Here is a 6,100-nt window from a genome sequence, read left to right as displayed (position 1 = left end):
CAGCCTTGCTCCCCCAACTCAAGTCGCATTTATGAATAATTAGTCAAAAATGTGCTTATCTGAACAGCATTGCGGCAGTTGCCGGGCGTTTTTCTTTGCGCAAAAGGGTGATGTAACGCCCTTCATTACATGGCGGCGGCGCGCGCCTGATTCAGCCAGTCGTTCACCAGTGCCTCGTGGCCCTTGAGCCAGGCGTCGGCATGACGCTCCACGTCCGCCGGCTTGTTCTGCCCCTTGTTCATCAGGCCGTTCTGCACGTTGATGTCATTGAGCGGCAGCTTGACGATGGAGAAGAGCTTGGCGGCGGCCGGATTGGCCTCGGCAAACCGCTTGTTGGCAACGATGTGCATGGTGTTCACCGCAAAGCCGTAGTTCTTGCCGTTCGGCAAGCGGGTCTTGGCCGCATCCGGGGCGTCGGCGGGGACTTCCAGCCACACCACATCCTTGCCCGGCACCAGTTCGCTGCTGAGCCAGTAGGGGGTCCAGGTGTAATAGAGCACCGGCTTGCCGGCCTGGTAGCGAGCCAGGGTATCGGCGATCAGCGCCGCGTAGTTGCCCTGCTTATGGGCCACCGTGGGGGTCAGACCAAAGGCATCGAGGTGATGGTTGATCGCCCCCTCGCAGCCCCAGCCGGGGTTGCAACCGATGAGGTCGGCCTTGCCGTCGCCATCCCCGTCAAACAGCGCCGCCACCTCGGGATCCTTGAGCTGGCCCAGGTTGGTGATGCCGTATTGGGTAGCGGTCTTCTTGTCGATGAGGTACCCCTGGGCGGCACCGGCCACATAGGTGCCCTCACGGAAGAACACCTTGTCGCCCCCCGCCTGCTCGTACTTGTTGTCCTGCAGCGGCACCCAGTTGAATGCGAGGAAGGTGCCGTCTCCCTGGGCCACCGAGGCATAAGCCACGTTGTAGTCCACCTCCTGGGCGGGCTGAACATCGTAACCCAGACGCGCCATCAGCTTGCTCACCAGCAGGCTCTGGAAGGCCTCTTCCGGCAAGGAGCTCTGCAAGGGCTGAACGCGAACCCCCTCCCCCGGCAACTCGGCGCTGGCCATGGCGAGCGGGCTCAGCAGTTGGGCACTCAGCAGCACTGTGCCCAGGGTCAATCCTTTGGTGGTCTGTCTCATGCATTTACTCCTTTGTAATCGATTTTCTTGTCACGACCGGTCAGACGCAGCAGCAGGGCGGCGGGGCCGTGCTGATACCAGCGGCCGGTACGGGTGCGATCCGGTTGCCCCATCGCCTGGGTGAGGCGGTCGAGCACGATGGCCAGCAGCACGATGCCGAGGCCGCCGATGGAGGCGAGCCCCATGTCGAGCCGGCCGATGCCGCGCAGCACCATCTGGCCGAGGCCCCCCACCGCGATCATGGAGGCGATCACCACCATGGAGAGCGCCAGCATCAGGGTCTGGTTGACCCCGGCCATGATGGTGGGCATGGCGAGCGGCAGCTGTACCTTGAACAGCAACTGGGAGGGGCTGGCACCGAACGAGTGGGCCGCCTCCACCAGATCCGTGGGCACCTGGCGAATGCCCAGCATGGTGAGCCGGATCATGGGCGGCAGGGCGAAGATGACGGTCACCACCACCCCGGGCACGTTGCCGATGCCAAACAGCATCACGATGGGGATGAGGTAGACGAATGCCGGGGTGGTCTGCATGGCATCCAGCAGCGGCCGGGTCCAGGTGGAGAGCCGCTCGCTGCGGGCCAGCAGGATGCCGGTGGGCAACCCCAGCAGCACGCAGAAGAACAGCGAGGTCAGCACCAGGGACAGGGTCACCATGGCATCGGACCAGGCCCCGATGAGCCCGATCCCCACAAGAGATACGAGCGTACCGAGCGCCATGCGGCCGTTCACCAGTTGCCAGGCAAGCAGGGCCAGGAGCCCCATCATCAGGGTGGAGGGCACCGTCTGCAGCAGATGGGTCATGGCGTTCAGGGTCAGCTCCACCGGTGCGCGGATCAGCTGGAACAGCGGCCGCAGGTTCTCCACCAGCCAGCCGATGCCCCCTTCCACCCAGGTATCCAGCGGCACCAGCGCCTGCTGGAAGGGATCCAGCCAGTCGATGGCGGTTGTGGTGTCGGCGGCTTCGATCTGGTTCTGCCAGTCGGTAGCCTGGGTGTCGGTACTGCCCCAGGGATCGGACACCTCGGCGGACGCAGGCGTGCTCCAGGGGTCTGCCGCCACCTCATCGGCCCGCAGGGAAGGGCTCGCCAGCAGCACCAGGGCCAGCAGCCCGCTCAGCAAGAAATGGGGATTCATCAGCTTCATGCCGGGGTACTCCTGTCCAGGGTGTTGAGCAGATTGGCCTTGGAGATGAGGCCGAGGTAAGTGCCATCCTCCTCGACCACGGGCACCTGACAGGGAGCGGCCGCCACCTGGCTGATCAGTTCATTGAGGGCGGTGTCCGCCAGAATGGGCTGGATGTCCGCCAGCAACGCCTGCTCCAGGCTGCCTTTGGCCCTTACCGCCTGACCGAGCGACTCCACCGAGACGACCCCGAGGAAGCGACGGCTGCGATCCACCACGTACCCGAACTCCCGCTCAAGCTCCTTGAGCTGGCGCAGGGCGTTGCCCGGCCCGTCGGTGGTGTGTTTCTTGATGAGAGGCACCTGCTTGCGGCTGGCCACGTCGCGGGCGCTGAACACATGGGCCAGATCCACCCCGCGAAAGAAGGCGCGCACATAGTCGTTGGCGGGCTGGTTCAGGATCTCGTCCGGGGTGCCCACTTGCACCAGCTGGCCATCCTGCATGATGGCGATGCGATCGCCGATGCGCATTGCCTCGTCCAGATCGTGGGAGATAAAGACGATGGTGCGCTGCTGGCTGGCCTGCAGCTTGAGCAGCTCATCCTGCATCTCGGTGCGGATCAGGGGATCCAGCGCGGAGAAAGCTTCGTCCATCAGCAGAATGTCGGGGTCATTGGCAAGGGCCCGGGCCAGACCGACCCGCTGCTTCATGCCGCCGGAGAGGGCATCCGGATAAGCCTCTATCCACTGCCCCAGCCCCACCTGATGGAGCGCCTGACGGGCGCTCTGCTGGCGCTCCGCCAGCGGTACACCGGCCAGCTCCAGCCCGAAGGCGGTATTTTCCAGCACACTCAGGTGCGGCATCAGGGCGAAGGACTGGAATACCATGCTGATCTTCTTGCGGCGCACCCGGCGCAGTTCGCGCTCCGAGATGGCGGCGATGTCCTCGCCATCGATCAGCACCTGGCCGCGGGTCGGCTCGATCAGCCGGTTGAAGAGACGCACCAGGGTGGACTTGCCCGAACCGGAGAGGCCCATCACCACGAAGATCTCCCCTTCGTTGATGGACAGATTGACATCCTGGACCCCCAGGGTCTGTCCGGTCTTTTTCAGGATACTGGCGCGATCATGCCCTTTCGCCAGCAATTTGAACGCTTTATCCGGCTGATCGCCGAAGATTTTGTAGAGGGATTTGACCTCGAGTTTGACTGTCATATTGTCCTTTTTTCTTGGCCGACGCCTTGCCTGGCAAACCGTCGAACGTGAGCCAATTACTTTTAACACTAAGCAATTTCACACCCAAACAAAAGAACCAATTGAAGCCAACCTGGAAAGGTTAAATTTAACTCATTGATTTTTATTGGTTATTTTCATTCATAAAAATCCATTAAATCACGATAAAAACGCCTATAACAGACAGGGCCACCACAGTATCGATGCACTTGCAGCACATTTCATTAATGATTAAAAGGCGTTAGCAGCAGGCGAAAAGAGAGGGTGGGGAGGATGGCCCCCATCGGAGCGATTAATGGCCATTTAATTACATTGCTAATCATTTTGATGCCGCGCACTCGGTATTGCTTCAGGCAACTTCAACCATGCCGGTTCAGCCCCCTTCTCTTTGCGGCAACAGGGCACAAAAAAGCCCCCTGCTGTCGCAAGGGGCTCTTCATGGCATCAGAGGGCTCAGCGCCGCTGCCAGGTCTCGAAACAGTAGGGATGGGGGTTCTTCTCGTCAGGCTGATGGGACTCGCGCTCGATGCAGGACCAGTCGCCCTCGTCAAAGGCCGGGAAGCGGGTATCCCCCTCCACCGCCAGATCGATACGGGTCAGATAGAGCCTGTCGGCCCGTGGTAGCAGCTGGCCGTAGAGATGACCGCCCCCGATCACCATCAGCTCGGCCACGTCGCTGCCCGCCAGCAGCGCCAGTGCGGCCTCCACCGAGTCGATAACCTCCACGCCGTCGGCCCGGTAGTCGGGGTTGCGGCTGATCACCAGATTGCGGCGCCCGGGCAGCGGTCGCCCGATGGACTCGAAGGTCTTGCGCCCCATCAGCACCGGCTTGCCCAGGGTGACCCGCTTGAAGTGGGCCAGATCCGCCGGCAGGTGCCAGGGCATCTGGTTGTCCAGCCCTATCACCCGATCATGGGCCATGGCGGCAATCATGGAAATCATCATGGGGTCAACCTCTCGCACCGTCGTCAGATAATGGGGCGGTTACGGTACACGACCAGAGAGGGGATCGCCAAACCGAAACTCAGGGCCCCCACGATAAACAGCGCCTTGAGGCCGTTCTCCACCGCGCTCTGAAGCAGCTCCATGGTCACCCCGGAGATATTGAGCTCCACAATGGCGATCATGGTCTTGAACGCATAGCTGCCCGGGATCATGGGGATGATGGAGGCGACGCTGAACACCGGGCGCGGTGCCAGCAGGCGGCGCGACCAGTAGACACAGACAAAGCCGACCGTGGTCGCCGCTGCCAGGGTGGCCCACTCGATGGGCATGCCGTAGTGGATGAGCAGGGTACGCAGACTGTGGGCCAACGCGCCCCCCATGGCGCAGTATTTGAGCATCCGTGGCGGCACGTTGAACAGCATGGCAAAGCCCACCGCCGGAATGGCCGACCAGAAGGCATCCTTGGCCAGCAGCCAGAGCAGTTCCATCATACCTTCCACCCCCAGATACCGGTCCCCGACATGGCGCGCATGATCCCGATATGGTTCCGCGCGCTGATGGATAGCCGGTTTGCCCCGATCAACAGGGTCGATACAACGTCAAAGATCTTCATACCTTCCACCCCCAGATACCGGTCACCGACATGGCGAGCATGATCCCGATATGGTTCCACGCGCTGATGGATAGCCGGTTTGCCCCGATCAACAGGGTCGATACAACGTCAAAGATCTTCATACCTTCCACCCCCAGATCCCGGTGACCGACATGGCGAGAATGATCCCTATGGCTGCGCTGATGGTCAGCAGTGTCGCCGTGCCCCAGCGGGCCAGCCCCATGTTGAAGTAACCCTTCACCATGTCGGAGACCGCATTGATGAGCGGGAATCCCGGCACCAGCAGCAACACGCTGGCGGCCATGGCGAGATAGGGTTGTTCGCCCCAGCCGAAGAAGGTGGCGCTGGTGGCGAGCAGGGTGGCGATAAACCCGGTGGCGGCAAAGTTGATGAGGGGACTGTGGTGATGGCGGGCAATGAGCTGGCGCACCCGCATGGCGACCGAGGCCGAGCAGCAGGTCACCAGGAAGATGGGCCAGTCACCGCCAAACAGCAGGCTGAAGGCACCGCAGGAGAGCCCCACCATGGGCACCACCAGCCAGGGGTGATAGTGGAACGGCGTGATGGCCTCGAGGCGCTGACGTACCTCGCGCGCGCCGGTAAGCGACTTTTCCGTCATGATGCAGATGCGCTGGATTTCGCACACCACCTGCATGTTGATGCCGTGCTCCCGCACCCGGCGGGTGGTGGTGACGCAACTGCCCTGGTAGAGGCTGGTGAGGACGATGGCGCTGGAAGAGATGGCCATCTCGACGCTCTCCAGCCCGAGCGCCATGCCCAGGCGGACCGTGGTCTGCTCGATGATGCGGCTCTCCGCCCCAAACTGGGCCAGCATCTGGCCCGCCTTGACGATGATCCGGGTGATCTCCGTCTGCTGCTCTCGCGACAGCACCCTTCCTGGTGTGATGCTTCTCATGATCCCTTTGAGTCATAGCAAGATGAAATGTGTCTGGATATTACCCCAAAATAAATACACCTTCATCCCTCAGAGATCCCCTCATTTTTAGAGACTCAAATAATTCCAAGTGTGCGGGTATATAAGCGGTGTTGCTTCAGGTA

At 61.6% G+C, this 6,100-nt stretch carries 7 protein-coding genes; all 7 read right to left on the bottom strand.

Going from position 1 to position 6,100, the window contains the following annotated elements:
* Positions 1-125: 125 nt before the first annotated feature.
* Positions 126-1,127 carry a glycine betaine/L-proline ABC transporter substrate-binding protein ProX gene (gene proX, locus OKC30_RS19430; RefSeq protein ID WP_160839396.1) on the bottom strand — a complete coding sequence of 334 codons (1,002 nt, stop codon included), beginning with the start codon at positions 1,125-1,127 and terminating at the stop codon, positions 126-128.
* Positions 1,124-2,272, bottom strand: coding sequence for a glycine betaine/L-proline ABC transporter permease ProW (proW, locus tag OKC30_RS19425; RefSeq protein WP_160839398.1), 1,149 nt, complete (start codon positions 2,270-2,272; stop codon positions 1,124-1,126). The genes proX and proW overlap by 4 nt, the downstream gene beginning before the upstream one ends.
* The gene (gene proV / locus OKC30_RS19420; protein WP_043154281.1) at positions 2,269-3,465 is read right to left on the bottom strand and encodes a glycine betaine/L-proline ABC transporter ATP-binding protein ProV; all 1,197 of its coding nucleotides are present in this window, start codon (positions 3,463-3,465) and stop codon (positions 2,269-2,271) included. Before proV ends, proW begins: the two co-directional genes overlap by 4 nt.
* A gap of 471 nt (positions 3,466-3,936) precedes the next feature.
* Complete coding sequence (gene folA / locus OKC30_RS19415; protein WP_024946467.1) at positions 3,937-4,428, bottom strand: type 3 dihydrofolate reductase; 492 nt, start codon at positions 4,426-4,428, stop codon at positions 3,937-3,939.
* A gap of 23 nt (positions 4,429-4,451) precedes the next feature.
* Positions 4,452-4,919 carry a threonine/serine exporter family protein gene (locus tag OKC30_RS19410; RefSeq protein ID WP_010675437.1) on the bottom strand — a complete coding sequence of 156 codons (468 nt, stop codon included), beginning with the start codon at positions 4,917-4,919 and terminating at the stop codon, positions 4,452-4,454.
* 118 nt (positions 4,920-5,037) lie between these two features.
* Positions 5,038-5,163 carry a hypothetical protein gene (locus OKC30_RS19405; protein WP_263639559.1) on the bottom strand — a complete coding sequence of 42 codons (126 nt, stop codon included), beginning with the start codon at positions 5,161-5,163 and terminating at the stop codon, positions 5,038-5,040.
* Complete coding sequence (locus OKC30_RS19400) at positions 5,160-5,957, bottom strand: threonine/serine ThrE exporter family protein (protein ID WP_160839400.1); 798 nt, start codon at positions 5,955-5,957, stop codon at positions 5,160-5,162. The genes OKC30_RS19405 and OKC30_RS19400 overlap by 4 nt, the downstream gene beginning before the upstream one ends.
* Between the last annotated feature and the right edge of the window lie 143 nt (positions 5,958-6,100).

The organism is Aeromonas sp. QDB18, assembly GCF_027705325.1.
GTDB lineage: Bacteria > Pseudomonadota > Gammaproteobacteria > Enterobacterales > Aeromonadaceae > Aeromonas > Aeromonas caviae.
The sequence above is the reverse complement of the archived record's forward strand: the minus strand, read 5'-3'. Positions and strand labels throughout refer to the sequence as shown.